19 protein-coding genes are annotated in these 17,285 nt (G+C 54.1%); all 19 read left to right on the top strand.

Annotated features, from left to right (window positions below; translation table 11 throughout):
- Positions 1-19 precede the first annotated feature (19 nt).
- The 19 genes from KI367_RS08275 to proS all read left to right on the top strand — a co-directional run bounded on the left by KI367_RS08275 (position 20) and on the right by proS (position 17,275).
- Positions 20-2,107: a chemotaxis protein CheA gene (locus tag KI367_RS08275; RefSeq protein WP_212948938.1), complete on the top strand. Its 2,088-nt coding sequence runs from the start codon at positions 20-22 to the stop codon at positions 2,105-2,107.
- A gap of 32 nt (positions 2,108-2,139) precedes the next feature.
- Positions 2,140-2,601: a chemotaxis protein CheW gene (locus KI367_RS08280; protein ID WP_036706945.1), complete on the top strand. Its 462-nt coding sequence runs from the start codon at positions 2,140-2,142 to the stop codon at positions 2,599-2,601.
- 37 nt (positions 2,602-2,638) lie between these two features.
- A complete protein-coding gene (locus tag KI367_RS08285) occupies positions 2,639-3,232 on the top strand; it encodes a chemotaxis protein CheC (RefSeq protein WP_373316215.1) in 594 nt (197 codons plus the stop codon).
- Positions 3,225-3,722 carry a chemotaxis protein CheD gene (locus KI367_RS08290; protein ID WP_036706946.1) on the top strand — a complete coding sequence of 166 codons (498 nt, stop codon included), beginning with the start codon at positions 3,225-3,227 and terminating at the stop codon, positions 3,720-3,722. The genes KI367_RS08285 and KI367_RS08290 overlap by 8 nt, the downstream gene beginning before the upstream one ends.
- A gap of 2 nt (positions 3,723-3,724) precedes the next feature.
- Complete coding sequence (locus KI367_RS08295) at positions 3,725-4,138, top strand: hypothetical protein (RefSeq protein ID WP_036706947.1); 414 nt, start codon at positions 3,725-3,727, stop codon at positions 4,136-4,138.
- Between the two features lie 15 nt (positions 4,139-4,153).
- Positions 4,154-4,942: a FliA/WhiG family RNA polymerase sigma factor gene (locus KI367_RS08300; protein ID WP_036706949.1), complete on the top strand. Its 789-nt coding sequence runs from the start codon at positions 4,154-4,156 to the stop codon at positions 4,940-4,942.
- Between the two features lie 30 nt (positions 4,943-4,972).
- Entirely contained in the window at positions 4,973-6,382 is a 1,410-nt protein-coding gene (locus tag KI367_RS08305; RefSeq protein ID WP_212948942.1) for a flagellar assembly protein A, read from the top strand.
- Between the two features lie 67 nt (positions 6,383-6,449).
- Complete coding sequence (locus KI367_RS08310) at positions 6,450-6,761, top strand: hypothetical protein (RefSeq protein ID WP_246536784.1); 312 nt, start codon at positions 6,450-6,452, stop codon at positions 6,759-6,761.
- Positions 6,762-6,825: 64 nt separating this feature from the next.
- Entirely contained in the window at positions 6,826-7,404 is a 579-nt protein-coding gene (locus KI367_RS08315; RefSeq protein WP_052146783.1) for a DUF6115 domain-containing protein, read from the top strand.
- On the top strand, positions 7,401-8,018 hold the full coding sequence (locus tag KI367_RS08320) for an endolytic transglycosylase MltG (protein ID WP_036706952.1): 618 nt from the start codon (positions 7,401-7,403) through the stop codon (positions 8,016-8,018). The genes KI367_RS08315 and KI367_RS08320 overlap by 4 nt, the downstream gene beginning before the upstream one ends.
- Positions 8,019-8,338: 320 nt before the next feature.
- Positions 8,339-9,037: a 30S ribosomal protein S2 gene (gene rpsB / locus KI367_RS08325; protein ID WP_036706955.1), complete on the top strand. Its 699-nt coding sequence runs from the start codon at positions 8,339-8,341 to the stop codon at positions 9,035-9,037.
- Between the two features lie 165 nt (positions 9,038-9,202).
- Positions 9,203-9,853, top strand: coding sequence for a translation elongation factor Ts (gene tsf, locus KI367_RS08330; protein ID WP_036706956.1), 651 nt, complete (start codon positions 9,203-9,205; stop codon positions 9,851-9,853).
- Between the two features lie 296 nt (positions 9,854-10,149).
- Positions 10,150-10,878 carry a UMP kinase gene (gene pyrH, locus KI367_RS08335; protein ID WP_036706960.1) on the top strand — a complete coding sequence of 243 codons (729 nt, stop codon included), beginning with the start codon at positions 10,150-10,152 and terminating at the stop codon, positions 10,876-10,878.
- Positions 10,878-11,432, top strand: coding sequence for a ribosome recycling factor (frr, locus tag KI367_RS08340; protein WP_212948945.1), 555 nt, complete (start codon positions 10,878-10,880; stop codon positions 11,430-11,432). The genes pyrH and frr overlap by 1 nt, the downstream gene beginning before the upstream one ends.
- A gap of 72 nt (positions 11,433-11,504) precedes the next feature.
- Positions 11,505-12,272, top strand: coding sequence for an undecaprenyl pyrophosphate synthase (gene uppS / locus KI367_RS08345; protein WP_212948947.1), 768 nt, complete (start codon positions 11,505-11,507; stop codon positions 12,270-12,272).
- Between the two features lie 23 nt (positions 12,273-12,295).
- Positions 12,296-13,096 (top strand): phosphatidate cytidylyltransferase, encoded by an 801-nt coding sequence (locus KI367_RS08350; RefSeq protein WP_036706965.1) that lies wholly within the window; start codon positions 12,296-12,298, stop codon positions 13,094-13,096.
- Between the two features lie 19 nt (positions 13,097-13,115).
- Positions 13,116-14,255, top strand: a complete 1,140-nt coding sequence (locus tag KI367_RS08355; protein WP_212948949.1) for a 1-deoxy-D-xylulose-5-phosphate reductoisomerase — start codon at positions 13,116-13,118, stop codon at positions 14,253-14,255.
- A gap of 268 nt (positions 14,256-14,523) precedes the next feature.
- Positions 14,524-15,795, top strand: coding sequence for an RIP metalloprotease RseP (gene rseP, locus KI367_RS08360; protein WP_036707197.1), 1,272 nt, complete (start codon positions 14,524-14,526; stop codon positions 15,793-15,795).
- Between the two features lie 31 nt (positions 15,796-15,826).
- A complete protein-coding gene (proS, locus tag KI367_RS08365) occupies positions 15,827-17,275 on the top strand; it encodes a proline--tRNA ligase (protein ID WP_036706968.1) in 1,449 nt (482 codons plus the stop codon).
- Positions 17,276-17,285 lie beyond the last annotated feature (10 nt).

The raw sequence follows: 17,285 nt of genomic DNA on the forward strand, positions 1-17,285 counted from the left end.
ATAAAGGAGGTGTCTCGCAATGGACATGAACCAATACTTATCCATGTTTATTGATGAGTCCAATGATCATCTGCAATCACTGAACGAAAATATGCTGCTTCTCGAAAGCAGCCCAAGCGATCTCTCGATCGTGCAAGTGATTTTCCGTTCGGCGCACACCTTGAAAGGGATGGCCGCGACGATGGGATTCGAGGATCTCGCCGCGCTGACCCACCAGATGGAAAACGTGCTCGATCTGGTCCGCAACGAAAAGCTGGCCATGCAGGATTTTATTTTCGATACGCTGTTCAAAGGCTTGGACGCTTTGGAATCGATGGTGCAGGACATTACCGAAGGCGGGGACGGAAAAGCCGACGTATCCGCGATCGTGTCCGCGCTGCAGGCGATCGTCAGAGGGGAAGATCCGTCCGCCAAGCCGCAAGGGGCAAACGCGCAGGGCGAAGCCCGCGCCTCCGACGTCAATACGGCCCTTAAGCTGGACGAATTCCAGTATGCCGTGCTGAACCAATCCATCGAAGCGGGGCACCGCGTGCTTTACATCGACGTCCATATCCGCGAGAACTGCCAGCTGAAAGCGGTCAGGGCTTACATGGTGTTCGAATTGCTGGAGAGATCGGGCGAGGTCGTCAAGTCCTTTCCGTCCACCCAGGACATCGAGCAGGAAAAGTTTGATTTCAGCTTCTCCCTTTATTACATAACGACCAAAGATCCCGCCGAGCTTCAGCGGCAAATTATCGGCATTTCGGAGATCGAAAAAGCCGACGTGACGGAGCTTGACGCGGAAACGTTGCAGCAAATGAGCGAGATCGGCGCCGCTTCGCAGGAAGTTGCAGCCGCCGTCGCTGCGCCCCCGGCCGCCGAGAAGGGGCAGGAAGCTCCCCCGGCCAAACCGGAGCAGGCTCCCGAGAAGGCGGCCCCGGCAGCCAAAACCCCGGCCAAAACGGGAGGCGCCGTGCCGACCCGTACCATCCGCGTCGACATCGAGCGGCTGGATGTGCTTATGAATTTATTCAGCGAATTATTGATAGACCGCGTTCGCCTGGAACAGCTTTCCAGCGAGATCCAGAACCATGCGCTGACGGAAACGGTAGAGCATATGACCCGCGTCAGCTCCGATCTGCAGGATATCGTCATGAAGCTGCGCATGGTCCCGGTCGACACGGTCTTCAACCGCTTCCCGCGCATGGTTCGCGATTTGGCCAAATCGCTCGACAAAAAGGTCGATTTGATCATCACAGGCGCCGACACGGAGCTTGACCGGACGGTCATCGACGAGATCGGCGATCCGCTGGTGCATCTGCTGCGCAATGCCGTCGACCACGGAATTGAGCCGGTGGCCGACCGGATCAGCGCGGGCAAGCCGGAAACGGGCACCGTGCACCTGCGGGCTTTTCACAGCGGCAACCATGTTTTTATCGAAATCGAAGAAGACGGACGCGGCATTTATCGCGACAAGGTGCTGAAGACGGCCCTCAAGAAAGGCGTCGTGACGGAGGAGCAGGCGGCGGGCATGTCCGATGAGGAAGTGCATCAGCTTTTGTTCGCTCCGGGCTTCAGCACGGCCGAAAAAATTTCGGACGTTTCCGGACGCGGGGTCGGGCTTGACGTCGTCAAGGCCAAAATAACGTCGCTCGGCGGACAGGTCACGATCTATTCCACGCCGGGCAAAGGCACCAATTTCTCGGTACAGCTCCCGCTGACCTTGTCGATCATCGCGGCGATGCTGGTGAAAATGGGTTCGGAGAAATACGCGATCCCGCTGTCGTCGATCGTCGAAACCGGCATCGTCAAAAAAGGGCAGATCCGCGCCGTGCACGGCAATAAAATGGTAGAGTTCCGCGGATCGCTCATTCCGTTAATATCGCTAAGCCGCATTTTCAATATCAAAGATTTTGACGAAACCGAAGAGGAAGAAACGGAAATCATCGTGATCCATAAAGGGGAGCGCTTGGCCGCGCTGGCCATCGACCAATTTATCGGGCAAAACGAAATCGTCCTGAAAAGCCTCGGCAAATATTTGCCGCCGATCAAAGGCATTTCGGGCGCCACGATCCTGGGCGACGGGCAGGTCGCGCTCATTCTCGATCCGAACGTGTTCATCAAGTAATTCCCGGCAACGTATAAAAGGAGGTTTTTTTCATGGGAGAAGAAATCAAGGTCATCGTCTTTAAACTCGGCAGCGAAGAATACGGCATCGAAGTGGACAAGGTCCAAACGATCGAGCGCATGCTTCCGATCACCCGGGTTCCCAAAACGTACGCGTTTGTCAGAGGCGTCATCAATCTTCGCGGCGTGGTCATCCCGGTCATCGATCTTCGCGGGCGTTTCGGCCTGGAAGAAACCGAATATACCGACCAGACCCGGATCATCATCGTGGCCGTAAACGAGATGGAGGTCGGCTTTATCGTCGATTCCGCCAACGACGTCATCGATCTGCACAAGGACAAGATCGAAACCCCGCCTGAGGTCGTCGGCGGCATCAAAGCGAAATATTTGGACGGCGTGGCCAAAATCGGCGACGACCGCCTGCTCATCATGCTGAATCTGTCCGAAGTGCTGAACAAAAACGAAATCATCCAATTGGAAAGTTTAGAGGAATAGTCCCGTGGAGGTCTTTAAGCATTTCAAGGAGTTTAAAATGGATGTCCTGCGGGAGGTCGGGAACATCGGCGCGGGGAACGCCGCCACCGCTTTGTCCCGCCTCCTGAACAAACCCGTCGATATGGCCGTGCCCAAGGTGCAGCTGCTTCCTTTCGAAGAAATTTCGGAGAAGGTCGGAGGGGCCGAGCAGGTCGTCGTCGCCATTTTCCTCCGCGTCGAAGGGGAGGCACCGGGGAATCTGTTTTTCATATTAAGCCCCGAGGCCGCCAAAAGCCTGCTGAATCGGCTGGTCGGCTTACCTCCCGAAACGGACGGCATGTTTAACGAGATGGAGCAGTCCGCTCTCTGCGAAATCGGCAACATTTTGGCAGGCTCTTATTTGTCGTCGCTGGCGGATTTCACGAAACTCAGCATGTACCCTACCGTTCCGGCGCTGGCGATGGATATGGCGGGCGCCATCCTCAGCTTCGGCCTGCTGCAGTTCGGGCATATGGGGGACGATGCCCTGTTGATCGATACGACGTTCCTGGAAGGCGACCACGAGGTGGAGGGCCAGTTTTTCCTGATTCCCGATCCGGATTCATTCGCCAAGATCTTTAAATCCCTGGGAGTACCAATGGATCATGATTGAAGAGCAAAGCATTGTGAAAGTAGGCATGGCCGACCTGAACGTGGTGCAGCAATCGGGAATCATCCGGACGGTCGGCCTGGGCTCATGCGTCGGCCTTACGATGTATGATCCCGAGCTCAAATTGGCGGGCATGGCGCACGTGATGCTGCCCTCTTCGGACATCGCCCGAGAGGGGCAGCTGAACGTCGCGAAATACGCGGACACGGCGCTGCCCGCGCTGTTGGCCAAGCTCCGGGAGCTTGGCGCTTCTCCTTCGCGGATCGTCGCCAAAATGGCCGGGGGGTCGCAGATGTTCGCATTTGCGGGCGCCGGGGACACCATGAGGATCGGACCGAGGAACGTGGAGTCCTGCAAAGCCAAATTGGCGGAGCTTCGCATTCCGCTTATAGCAGAAGACACTGGCGGCAATTACGGGCGCACCATCGAAATGGACGCCGGCACGGGCATATTGCTTATCCGCAGTGTACAAACAGGTGTAAAGGAAATGTAGCCATGAAAGGAAATCTGCGATTTAATCTGGTATTCGGCGTTATAGGATTGGTTTTGACCCTGTTGTTTTCCCTGATGAACAATAATTTGTTCATGACAAGCTTGATTCGCGCGGTGGTGTCGTTTGCCGCATGGTTTGCGCTTGCGTTCGTGCTCCGGTGGGCATGGACGATCGCCAGCGCCCCGCAGGCTGAATCGGAGTTCAATGACTGGAAGGCTGAAGACGCGCAGACCGGTACGCGTTTGGACTTGACGACTCCCGACGAGAGTGACGAGCTGAATGAGCTGTTGAAGCCAAAAACCGACCCGCCCCAAGGAGGGGATGCCGGTTTTACTCCACTCAATCCGCCAAAATTGGTCTCGAAAAAGGATCCTGAAGAATTGGCCAAGGCAGTTCGTCACCTGACAGAAAATTAAGGAGGGTGAGGGTAGTTGAGCGAGCGAAAAACTTCACATCTGAACCATGCCGGACTTTGGGAAGAGTGGAAAGAAAGAGGGAACCTGGAAGCTAAAAAAAGGTTGATCGAAAACTATCTGCATATCGTGGATTACGTGTCCAGCAGGCTGGCGATCGGGCTCCCGAAAAACGTTTCCAAGGATGATCTGGCCAGCAACGGCGTGATGGGCCTCATCGACGCGGTCGACAAGTTCGATTACAAGCGCGGGCTTCAGTTCGAAACGTACGCATCCTTCCGCGTCAGGGGGGCGATTCTCGATTCGCTCCGCCAGGGCGACTGGGTTCCCCGTTCCGTCCGCGAAAAGGCGAAAAAAATCGAAGATGCGTACCAGCAGCTGGAACAGAAGCATCTCCGGTCCGTAACGGATGCTGAAATGAGCGATTACCTGAACGTCTCGGAAAAAGAGTTCCAACATATGCTTCAGGAAGTGGCGGTGATGTCACTTTGCTCACTTGAGGATCCGATCAGGGAGGAAGAATCCGAAACGAGATTATCCGTCATGGTGGACGACAAAGCCAAAAACCCTGATTACAAGGTCAACGAATTTTTTTTGAAGGAATCGCTCATCAAAGGGTTGGAAAAGCTTACCGAAAAAGAGCGAACCGTTGTATCATTGTTGTATTACGAAGATTTGTCCCTCAGCGAGATTGCCGAGGTGATGTCGCTTTCGCCTTCGAGAATTTCTCAACTGCATTCCAAAGCCATTTTAAGGCTGCGCGGAACGCTGGAAAAACATCGGGAATTGCTGATGCAAAACGATTAACCGCTGTAGAAATGGAAGGGAGGAAAAGGATTGACAGCTCAATTAGGGTTGGACAGCTATCTAAACGTCACGTTTTCCGATGACAAAAGCGTCGCCTACATCCAATTCTCGAAACGTGATGAAAACTTCAAATGCACCGAAGACGATTTGATGCTGTTTTTGCGCAGCCACCAGGTTCAGTTCGGGATTGAAAAAGGGGTCATCAGCCGGATCGCGAGCCATCCCGAAGAGTATATGTTCAACCGCACGCCCGTGGCGATGGGGGAGCAGCCGGTCAGCGGCAAGGACGGATATATCGATTATGCGTTCAAGCTTAAGGACGAGCATCAGCTTCGGCCGCTGGAAACCGAGGACGGCAAGGTGGATTTCAAAGAGCTGCTGAGCCTGAACAACGTCATCAAAGGACAGCTCATTGCCAGGAGGATCCCGCCGGAGCCGGGAAAACCCGGCACTGCGGTCACCGGGGAACCGATCCCGTTCAAGCCCGGGAAGGAAGCCTATTTTAAAGTAGGCAAAAACGTGGTTCTCGATCCTGAAGGAACTTCGATGTATGCAGCCATCGACGGACTCGTCACGACGACGGACAAAGGCAAGATCAACGTGTTCCCGGTGTATGAGGTCAACGGCGACGTGGACTACAGCGTAGGCAACATCGATTTTGTCGGCACCGTCGTCGTTCGGGGCAACGTGCTGACGGGGTTTCGGGTAAAAGCCGCCGGCGATATCCGCGTCGTGGGCGGGGTCGAAGGCGCCGAGCTGGAGGCGGAAGGATCGATCGAAATTACGAGCGGAATTATCGGATACAACAAAGGCTGCGTCCGGGCGGGCAAAAACGTCAAAAGCTCGTTCATCCAGGACGGCAACGTCATTGCGGGCGAAGACGTCATCGTCTCCCAAAGCATCATGCATTCGAATATCCGGGCCGGCAAAAACATCATCTGCAACGGAACGAAAGGCCTGATCGTCGGCGGAAGCATCCAGGCGGGGGAACGGGTAACCGCCCGGACCATCGGCAACAGCATGTCGACGACAACCTCGATCGAAGTCGGGGTGCAGCCCGAGCTCCGAAACGAACTTGCGGAACTTCGCCAGCGTTCGAGGCAGCTCATGGAAGCGCTCGACAAGGCGGACAAGGCGCTCCACCTTCTTAACCAGCTGGCATCGACGGGACAGTTGTCTTCGGACAAAATGGCGCTCCGGGTGAAGCTAAGCGCGACCAAAAAGTCGACGCAGCGGGAGCAGGAGGAAGTCAAGGGGCGGATTTTGGAGATCGAAAAAACGCTGGAAGAAACCGTCAGAGCCCGGGTGGATATCGTCAAAAGAATTTACGGCGGTTCCAAAATCGTGATCGGAAGGTATACGAGATTTATCAAGGACCCAGTCGAAAGGGTATCCTTTTATTTCCACGAGGGCGACATCACGATGGTCCCTTACCTATGACGGAGATGACGGCTTGCGGGATGCATAACAAATAGCGATTGTTGCAGGCAGGTGAATGTTCGTGAGTATGAAATCGGTAGAGATGCAAATTGCCATCCCCCGAACGACGGAAGCGGGCAGAATACAAAACGATATTCATCATCGGACCTCGCAGGAGCAAGAATTTTTGGCGGGGCAGCAGCAAAAGGAAGCCCAGGAGCTCCGGCAGAAAAGCGCGGGAGTGGACGAAACGGCGAATGCCGCGGTGCGGGACGAAGGCAAGCGCCACCCTTCGCGCCAGAAAGATCCTTCACGCCGGGCGTCCAAGCCGGAGGAGACGGGTGGGCACAAGGATGCGGAACATCCTTATAAAGGGCACCGCCTGGATGTGTCCCTTTGAACGAAGAAATCGGACCCGGCGGCGGGGCCGTGGCGAAAAACGTATTTAAAGGAGAAAAAAAGCTTTGGAACCGTGGATGATTGTCGTTATTTTAGGCGCTGCCGCCATTGTCTATGCTCTCATGCTGCCTAAACGGCAAGTCGGGAAATCGGCGGACAAGGAGCAAATGGTCCGGGAAGTGGAAGCAACCCTGGAGCAGTACATGGCGGATATCGAAAGAGAAAACGAAGAGCTGGTGGAATTGATCGGCCAAATGAAGCAGGACATCGCCTCCAAGCAGCTTGCGCACCAGGAACAGCTGAACGAGATGAGGCAGCGGTTGCTGCAGCTCGAGCAGCAAAACGCGTCGCATGAAGCGCGCCTCTCCGACATCGAGCAAAGTGACCGCCAAGCGGCGTCGGCGCTGCTTGCTGAACGGGAGGGGGCGGCCGCCGCGGAGACGCGGATCCCCGGGGACCAATCCGTGCAGGAGACGGCTACCGAAGAAGAGACGAAGGAGCCGTCCATCCGGGAACGTTACCCCGAGCTGTTCGAGCTTCACGCCCAAGGCAAATCGATCGAAGCCATCGCGAAGTTCACGGGCATGCAAAAAGGCGAAGTGACGCTGATACTGCAGCTGGCGAAACGGGAGGGATCGCTGTGATCAAAAATCGTTCCTTTATGATCGGACTCGGCAGCGGGCTGCTGGCCGGCGCTCTTCTTTTGCAGCTTATGAACGCAGGAACCGGGGCGAACGTCGTGCCGCAGGCTTCGGAGGTTGTCAAACCGACAAAAGAGCAGTTGCAGGAACAAGCCGAAGCGTTGGGGCTCAAATTGGTTGAAGCGGACGACAAGCGGATGACCGAAGAAGAATGGAAGCGGCAGATGATGGACAAAAGCGCGAAACCGCAAGGAAGTCCCGCAAAAGCGCCCGAAGCCGGCAAAAAGGCCGAAGCGCCCAAGACGCCCGAAAAACCGGCAGCCCCGGATTCGAAGGCATCCGGCCAGCCTGCCGCCAATGCAGCCGCAGACGGCATAAACAAGCCGAAAACGCCCGAGGCTCCGCTTATTTCCGTCAAAATCGCCAGCGGAAGCAATTTAACCGATGTCGCCGACAAGCTGAAAAAATCAGGGGTGATTTCGGATGCGGCCGCGTTCGTCGAAACGGGCAGGGGACTGAAAATGAGCACGAAAATCCGCTCAGGCACGTACGAATTTGCTAAAGGCGAGGATTTTGACAGCATCATCGCCAAAATTACGACAAAACCGCCACGCTGACGTGTAAGGCGCAGCCTGACGGTTTTTTGCTGTATCCGGGGGCTAGCGAGCTTGCCGCACCTAACGGTAACCTGCTTTGAAAGGTCGTTCAAGCGGGGGCTCATAATACGCTAACGGCGCGGCTTTGCAGCACGATTCCCTCCGCGGCGAAAATCCCGCGAATAGGCGTTGCATCGGGCATTCACTTATGGTATATTAATTGACGGTGTTAAAACACACGCTGTCGGATTTCGTAAAGGGTGCTTTCCTGATGGAAAGTCTTGACGGAAAATGAAAACAGCGGAGGACACAAAAAAACCAAATTTAGGAGGTGTGTGAAGATGGCAGTTATTTCCATGAAACAGCTTCTTGAAGCTGGCGTTCACTTCGGTCACCAAACTCGTCGTTGGAACCCGAAAATGGATAAATATATCTTCACCGAAAGAAACGGTATTTACATTATCGACCTGCAGAAAACTGTGAAAAAGGTCGAGGAAGCTTTTAACTTCGTTAAGAGCGTCGCTGAAGAGAACGGAACGATTCTGTTCGTCGGCACGAAAAAACAAGCTCAAGACTCCGTGAAAGAAGAAGCGGAACGTTGCGGCATGTACTACATCAACCAACGTTGGCTCGGCGGAACTTTGACTAACTTCGAAACGATCCAAAAACGTATCAACCGTTTGAAAGAGCTCGAGAAGTGGGAAGAAGACGGTACTTTTGCCGTTCTGCCTAAAAAAGAAGTCATCATTCTCCGCAAAGAGAAAGATCGTCTTGAAAAATTCCTGGGCGGGATCAAGAACATGAAAGGCCTTCCTAGCGCCCTGTTCATCATCGATCCTCGCAAAGAGCGCATCGCTGTTGCCGAAGCCCGCAAATTGGGTATCCCAATCGTTGGCATCGTCGACACGAACTGCGATCCGGACGAAATCGACTACGTCATTCCTGGTAATGACGACGCGATCCGTGCCGTTAAACTGTTGACTGGCAAAATGGCCGACGCCGTGGTGGAAGCTCATCAAGGCGAAGAAACAACTGCCTAAGATCAGCAGAAGCAAGCAATTGACATGAATTAAATGAAAAGGGTGGTTGGTAGGTGTATAACCTCTCACTGCCCTTTTTTTAAGATATAAGGAAGATGGCTTCGGAGAATACTCTTCTTATATCGCCCAAAAAACAACGAATTAACTTTTGGAGGGAAAAATCCTATGGCAGTAAGTGCTAGTGCGGTAAAAGAGCTTCGTGAAAAAACAGGCGCAGGTATGCTGGATTGCAAAAAAGCGCTGGAAGAAGCAAACGGTGACATTACGAAAGCGGTCGAACTCCTTCGCGAAAAAGGCCTCGCAGCGGCAGCGAACAAAGCGGGCCGCGTAGCGACGGAAGGCGTCGTTGAATCTTACATCCACGGCGGCGGCCGTATCGGCGTCCTCGTCGAAATCAACTGCGAAACCGACTTCGTCGGCAAAACGGATCAATTCAAAGAGTTTGCGCGCGACATCGCTATGCACATCGCGGCTTCCAGCCCGCGTTACGTAGCTCGCGAAGAAGTGCCGGCCGAAGAGATCGAAAAGGAAAAAGAGATCCTGAAAGCCCAAGCCCTGAATGAAGGCAAACCAGAAAAAATCGTTGAAAAAATGGTTGAAGGCCGCATCGGCAAATACTTCGAAGAGTTCTGCCTGTTGGAACAGCCGTTCATTAAAGATCCGGACAAAACCGTCGCTACGCTGCTGAAAGAAAAAATCAGCACGATCGGCGAAAACATCTCGATCCGCCGCTTCGTTCGTTACGAGCTGGGTGAAGGCATGGAGAAAAAAGTGGATAACTTCGTTGAAGAAGTTATGGCGCAAGTTAAAAACTAAGCAAGTAACATGCGCGGTTGACGCGCCTTTGATGAATATTGCGGGATGAAGAGCGGAACACGCCAGTGTTCCCTCTTTTTTCAGAGATCAGAAAAACAACAGCTTTGCGTGGAATGCCGCCTGATCTCGTAAGAAAAACATCCGCTGTCAGGCCGCTACAGCCGGCATCGGAAGTTTTTCTTTTGAGTATGAGCATGACATCAGTTCTGGTAGCTCCGCCCCGCGGAGCGGGAAGCAAAGTCGGTTTTCTAAACGGGCACCAGACAGGTGCTGTCTTAAAGTGGAGGGTAAACATTTTGAAAGAGCCAATTTTTAAACGAGTTGTCTTGAAAGTCAGCGGGGAATCCCTCGCGGGCCAAAACGGATATGGTATCGATGCGGCGACGATCGCATCCATCGCTGAACAAGTGAAGGAAGTTGTGGAGCTGGGCGTTCAAGTCGCGATCGTTTGCGGCGGCGGGAACATTTGGCGCGGAATCGCCGGCAGTTCCAGCGGCATCGACCGTGCAACGGCGGACTACATGGGCATGCTGGCCACGGTGATGAACTCGCTGGCGCTGCAGGACGCCTTGGAACAGATCGACGTTCCGACGCGCGTGCAAACTTCGATCGCCATGCAGCAGATCGCCGAGCCGTACATTCGCCGCAGAGCGATCCGCCATCTGGAAAAAGGACGCGTCGTCATTTTTGCGGCGGGCACAGGCAACCCGTTCTTCTCGACGGATACGACAGCCGCGCTTCGTGCAGCTGAAATTGAAGCCGAGGTCATTCTGATGGCCAAAAACAAAGTGGACGGCGTCTATTCCGCTGATCCTTTCAAAGACAGCACGGCAGAGAAGTATGAGCAGCTGACGTATTTGGACGTACTGAACAAAAACTTGGGCGTGATGGATTCCACGGCATCTTCCCTCTGCATGGACAACAACATTCCGCTTATCGTATTTGCGATTACCGAGCAAGGAAACATTAAACGGGTCGTTCAAGGCGAAAAAATCGGAACGATCGTTAAAGGGAGTGTAGATTAATGCCTCAAACAGTAAAAAAACATGCGGAAGACCGCATGGAAAAGGCGATCTCCGCTTTGAAAAGAGATTTGGCGACGCTGCGCGCGGGACGCGCCGCTCCGGCCCTTCTGGACCGGGTACAGGTTGAATACTACGGAACGATGACTCCGCTGAACCAGTTGGCCAACATCAACACGCCGGATTCCCGGACGTTGTTGATCCAGCCGTGGGATAAGTCCTCGCTGGCCGACATCGAAAGAGCCATCCTGAAATCCGATCTCGGGCTGACGCCTGCGAACGACGGGAACACGATTCGTTTGGTCATTCCTCCGCTGACGGAAGAACGCCGCATGGAACTGGTGAAAATGACCAAAAAATTCGGCGAAGAAGCGAAGGTGGCCATCCGCAATATCCGCCGCGATGCGAACGACGACATCAAAAAAATGGAAAAAACCGATATATCTGAAGATGAATCCCGCCGTCACCAGGATGACATCCAGAAAACGACGGATAAATTTATCGCGGAAGTCGACAAAGTGCTCGTAGCTAAAGAAAAAGAGATCATGGAAGTATAAGAGACTTTCGGCCCCTCCTTTTATGGTGGGGTTTATGTCTTTTTTTGCAGAAACCCGCATGGAGGAACTAGAATGATCAAACGAGTTCGATCGTGGTGGACACGGGAATCCAAAGTACAGTCGTCGGAACGATCAATAGACAATGTTCCTGAACATGTCGCCATCATCATGGACGGTAACGGACGCTGGGCGAAACGCCAAGGGCTTCCGCGTATCATCGGGCATCAAAACGGGATGAAAGCCGTCAAACGGACGACGATTGCAGCGGATAAGCTGGGGATCAAATATTTGACGCTGTATGCCTTTTCGACGGAAAATTGGAAACGTCCGAAGGACGAGGTTGATTTTCTGATGCGCTTGCCGCAGGAATTCCTGGCACTCGAGCTGGATGAATTGGTGGAAAAAAACGTGCAGGTCCGGATGATGGGCGACCGCGAAGGACTGCCGTCCTACACCATCAGCGCCATGGAAGAAGCCGTCCGCCGCACCGAAGGCAATGACGGGCTGGTGCTGAACTTCGCGCTCAATTACGGCAGCCGGAAGGAAATTACCGACTGCATGCGCGAATTGGCGCGGAAAATCGAAGCTGGTGCGCTGAATCCGGAAGACATTACGCCGGAATTGGTGGATCGGCATTTGCTTTCCAGCGGGCTGCCCGATCCGGATTTAATCATCCGTACCAGCGGGGAGATGCGGATCAGCAACTTTATGCTCTGGCAAATGGCATATAGCGAAATGTGGTTCACCGATATCTATTGGCCTGATTTCAATGAACATTATTTATACGAAGCTGTTGCCGAGTATTCGCGCAGAACGCGGAGATACGGCGGCTTGACTTAAGCCATATGGAGGGTGGATTATCGTTGAAACAACGACTGATTACCGGAATCATTGCTGGAGTTGTCTTTTTGGGATTATGCCTGATCGGGGGGCTGCCGTACCATCTGATCGTGCTGGCGATGGCCATGATCGGATATTATGAATTCGTGCGCATGACCAAGGTTTCTCCTTTTGGCGGTACGGCATGGCTGGGATATCTGGGCGTGCTTTTGTTCGTTTTTCCGTGGAAACCGCTTGGCATCGATTTTCCGCTGTCATGGGATCACTTCATTTGGCTGCTTTTGTTCCTGTTCATGCTGGTCACGGTCATAACGAAAAATAAAATCGCAATACAACAGGCGGCCATGCTGTTTCTGGGCGCGGTATACATCGGGGTCGGATTTTCCTATATCGCCGGCTCCCGGGGCGCGCCGGACGGGCATGGACTGTTTTGGACGTTCCTGCTGCTCGTTTCGATTTGGGCGAGCGATGCAGGAGCTTATTTCGTCGGGAAATGGATCGGCAAAAACAAGCTTTGGCCGGCCATCAGCCCGAACAAAACGATTGAAGGAGCTCTCGGCGGCGTCGTCATTTCCATGATCGCGGCTGCGGCGTTTTCCCTCTTTTCCGGGGGGATCCTGACGTTCGGACGCGCCGTGGCGATCGGACTGGCCTGCGCCGTGACGGGACAACTGGGCGATCTGATTCAATCCGCTTATAAGCGCGTATACGGCATCAAAGATTCCGGCACTCTGCTGCCGGGGCACGGAGGCATTTTGGACCGCTGCGACAGCTGGATTATCGTCTTTCCGTTCGTACATATCGTGATGCTGATGCCTTATTAAAACGAGAGAAGGTTTCGATATGAAAAAAATTAGCGTGCTCGGCTCCACGGGCTCGATTGGAACGCAGACGCTGGATGTGGCGGCAAAGCATTCGGAGCATTTTCAAATCGAAGGTTTGGCCGCGGGAGGGAACATCGCCCTTCTGCTGGAGCAGGCGCGGCGATTCAAACCGCGGAAAGTTTCGGTGGCTACGCGCGAGCTTGCCGAACAAATCAAAGCCGAGGTTCCGGCCGGCACGGAAGTGTTTTACGGGGACCACGGGCTGATCGAAATCGCCGCCGGGACCGATGCCGATATCGTGGTCACGGCCGTCATGGGGAGCCTGGGGCTCCCTTCGACGCTTGCGGCGATCGAAGCCGGAAAAACGATCGGGCTGGCCAATAAGGAAACGCTGGTGACGGCCGGCCATATCGTGACGGCGCGCGCACGGGAAAAAGGCGTGAAGCTGCTCCCGATCGACAGCGAGCATTCCGCCATTTTCCAATGCTTGAACGGGGAAAACCTCAAGGATTTGGCATCCATTACGCTGACGGCTTCCGGCGGTTCTTTCCGGGACCGGACGCGCGATGAGCTGAAACACGTGACGGTGGAGGATGCGCTTAAGCATCCGAATTGGTCGATGGGGGCCAAAATTACGATCGATTCGGCGACGATGGTCAACAAAGGGCTGGAAGTGATCGAGGCGCACTGGCTGTTTGGCTTGCCCTACGAGCAAATCAACGTGCTTCTGCATCCCGAAAGCATCATCCATTCCTTTGTGGAGTTTCGCGATACCAGCATCATTGCCCAGCTCGGCAATCCGGACATGAGGGTTCCGATCCAGTATGCCCTTACGTACCCGGAGCGGTGGGAATCGCCGTCGCGCCCGCTCTCGCTGGCCGAGGTCGGCAAACTTCAATTCCGCGAAATGGACTTTGAACGCTTCCCTTGTTTAAGACTGGCATATGAATGTGGTAAAATGGGTGGTACAGCCACAACCGCATTTAATGCCGCCAACGAGGTGGCGGTTGCGCGGTTTTTGCGCAAAGAGATTTCATTTTTGCAAATTGAGGATATCATCGAAAGAGTGCTTGATCGGCATCACAACATTCCAGAACCAGAGCTTGCGGAAATCGAAGCGTGCGACAAGCGTACCCGGGAGGCTGCAGCCAAGCTCTGACATTTGGGGAACGCGGGCAAAAACCGCAAGAATCCACTCTTCTCCCTTATCTAAAAAATGGCTCAAAAGTGATTCTCTTGTGCGGGTCCGGAGAATAATGATAATCTATATAGACTGAATCGAGACGAGCCTTAGCGGCGAGGCTGCAGGGCAGAAAGGCCGGAACGGCCGGTTACGGACCATCATTCATTCTATGGGGGGCGGCATGGCTTGCCGGTCCGCGGATTATGAAGCTTCGGTCTCAGACAATAAAGGGGGATGCGACGAATTGGAAATGGTGCAGGTAGTTTTTTTGACGGTGCTCATGTTTTTCGTCATTGTCACCGTGCACGAGTGGGGGCATTATTATTTCGCCAAACGTGCAGGCATACTGGTTCGGGAGTTTGCGATCGGTTTCGGTCCGAAACTGTTTTCTTATAAACGGGGGGAAACCCAATTTACGCTTCGTTTGCTTCCGTTCGGCGGATATGCCCGGATGGCGGGCGAAGATCCGGAGCTCGTGGAGATCCACCCGGGACAAACGGTTGCCGTGCGGGTCAAGGACGGGGAAGTGAAAAAGATTTATCTGGATCAGCTGGATAACCGCAAAAACGTCATCCGCGGCGAAGTGGAGTTCATCGACTTGACCGACAGCCTGAAAATCCGCCTGAACGTGGATGGAGAAATCCAGCAATTTCCGGTCCATCCGCAGACGATGCTCGTCGCCAAGTCCCAGGAAACGCAAATCGCCCCAAGGGACCGGCAGTTCGCGAGCAAAACGGTCGGGCAGCGGGCGATGTCCATCTTTGCCGGACCGCTGATGAACTTTATCCTGGCTTTTATCTTGTTCGGAGTCCATCTTCAAATGGCGGGCATTCCGGTCGAAAATCCGACGTACATCGTGATCGGGGACGTTTCGAAGGGAATGCCGGCGGATGAAGCCCATTTGAAAAAAGGCGACATCGTCGAAACGATCGACGGCGTCAGCATCGGCACGGATTATGAGAAGATGATCGATATGACGGCCAAGTCCGAGGGCAAGCCGATGAAGTGGACCATCCGCCGCGGCGACGAGGTGTTCAATGTGACGCTGACCCCTCGGGCGATGGAAGGGCAAGAGGGCGGAAAAATCGGCATCACGCCCGCACTCCCTACGCGCAAGGCCGGCATCGGAGAGACCTTTACCGGAGCAGGTTCCGCCATGGTTAATGGGACCAAAATCATTTTCCAGGGTTTCGGCAAGTTGATCAAACAGTTCAATATGAACGATATCAGCGGACCGGTAGGGACCTTTGAGATAACGGGCCAGATTGCCAAGCAAGGAATCGCCCAGCTCACGCAATGGGCTGCGATATTGAGTTTGTATCTGGGGATTTTCAACCTGCTGCCGATTCCGGCCATGGACGGAAGCCGTCTCGTGTTTCTTGGCGTGGAAGCCGTCCGCGGGAAGCCGATCGATCCGAGCCGGGAAGGCATGGTGCATTTCGTCGGATTTGCGATGCTGTTCCTGTTAATGATTGTTGTAACTTATAATGACATCTTGCGTTTAATCAACGGATAATTGACGATACATTGGGAGGAAGTCCATTTTTATGTCAAACGATAAACAATTTGTGACCGAGATAACGCCGCAGGGGGAAGACTTCTCGCGCTGGTACATCGACGTGATTAAAAAAGCGGATCTTATGGATTACTCGCCTGTGCGCGGATGCATCGTGTTCCGCCCGGACGGTTACGAAATTTGGGAGCATATCCAACAAGAGATGGACCGGCGTTTCAAAGAAACGGGCCACCGCAACGCCTATTTCCCGCTGTTCATTCCGGAGAGCTTTTTCCAAAAAGAAAAAGAGCATGTCGAGGGTTTTAACCCGGAACTGCCTTGGGTAACCGAAGCCGGCGGCGACAAGCTCGAGGAGCGGCTGGCGATCCGCCCGACCTCCGAAACGATGTTTGGCCACATGTATTCGAAATGGATTCAATCCTATCGCGACCTGCCCGTGCTGATCAACCAGTGGGCCAACGTGGTCAGATGGGAAAAACGCACGCTGCCTTTCTTGCGCACGAGCGAGTTTTTGTGGCAGGAAGGCCATACCGCCCATGAGACGGAAGAAGAAGCGCGCGAGGAAACGATGAAAATGCTCGAAGTATACCGCAGCTTCGTGGAGGAATTTTTGGCGATTCCGGTCATCACCGGCCAAAAAACGCCGTCCGAGAAATTTGCGGGCGCGGTCGATACGTTCTCCATCGAAGCGATGATGAAGGACGGACGCGCCGTGCAGGCGGGAACGTCGCATTATCTTGGAACGAACTTCGCGGTTGCTTTCGATATTCAATATTTGAGCCGCGAAAACAAACAGGAATACGTGCACACCACCTCTTGGGGGACGAGCACGCGCCTGATCGGTTCGATGATCATGGTGCACGGGGATGACCGGGGACTTGCGCTGCCGCCGAAAGTGGCTCCGACCCAGGTCATCATGATTCCGATCGGCCCGCCGAAGACGTGGGAAGCCGTCGTGGGACGCACGGACGAGCTGTTCGCCGAGTTGAAGAAAGCCGGCATTCGCGTGCGCGTCGATGACCGCAACGACGTTCGCCCGGGCTGGAAATTCAACGAGTATGAAATGCGCGGGGTGCCGGTGCGGCTCGAAATCGGTCCGCGCGACATGGAAAACGGCGTCTGCGTGCTTGTGTCGCGGATTAGCGGCGAGAAAAAAGTGGTTCAGCAGGCCAACCTCGTGGAAGAGGTTCAAGCGATGCTGGATCAGGTGCAGCGCGAAATGTTCGAACGAGCCAAGCAGTTCATGGACGACCATTTTTATTCCGTGAACACGCTGGATGAAATGAAGGCGAGCATGGAAGAAAAACGCGGGTTTACGCTGGCCGGCTGGTGCGGATCGGAAGCATGCGAAAGCAAGGTGAAGGAAGAAACCGGCGCGACAAGCCGGAACATTCCTTTTAACCCTTCCGAAGAAAAGCATGCCTGCCTCGTTTGCGGACAACCGGCCAAACATACGGTCGTTTTTGCCAGAGCTTATTAAGCCGGTGTCA

The organism is Paenibacillus cookii, assembly GCF_018333375.1.
Classification (GTDB): Bacteria; Bacillota; Bacilli; order Paenibacillales; family Paenibacillaceae; genus Paenibacillus_AQ; species Paenibacillus_AQ cookii.